At 42.8% G+C, this 523-nt stretch carries 1 protein-coding gene and 1 pseudogene; both read left to right on the top strand.

The features are described from left to right. The coding region (locus HC175_RS17270) for an SdiA-regulated domain-containing protein (protein ID WP_209310052.1) at positions 1–325 on the top strand (325 nt) is incomplete at its 5' end. Positions 326–329: 4 nt separating this feature from the next. Then, a pseudogene (locus HC175_RS23920) lies at positions 330–523 on the top strand (TVP38/TMEM64 family protein); the annotation flags it as partial.

A 523-nucleotide genomic window follows, 5' to 3' on the forward strand; every position in this document is an offset into this window, starting at 1 on the left:
TATGCAAATGGATGAGCAACCGGTCCTAAAAATGACTTTTAAAGAGGAGATCTTTAAAAATAAAAACAAGAAGAAGTCGGGTGGTTCCTTTTTTCCTTCAGAGATCAACAGAGATCCTCATACCGGTGAGATGCTCATGCTGGAGGCCAGGGAACCGAAATTACTCATCCTGGATGCTCAGGGTTCACCTAAGTCACTACACCGCCTGGATCGGAAATTCTTTCCGCAGCCGGAAGGTTTGGCCTTTGATGCTTCAGGAAATCTATATATCTCCACCGAAGGAGACCCCGGTATGATTCACCGGGTAAAAATTAATCAGAAATAATATTATGCCTCAAGATATTGAAACCCCTTCTGTCAAGAAGAGTAAAGCTCCTTTATACATATCTCTCGCCATTATTGCCGCAGTTGTGTTAAGCTACTTTTTTATTCCTGAAGTGCGGGATTTTCTCTCTAATGGCTGGGATGTTCTAACAAGTGGAGATGAAGCCCGAACTCAAGAATGGGTCTCACAATTTGGTTG

The sequence above is a fragment of the Salinimicrobium oceani genome, from assembly GCF_012037645.1.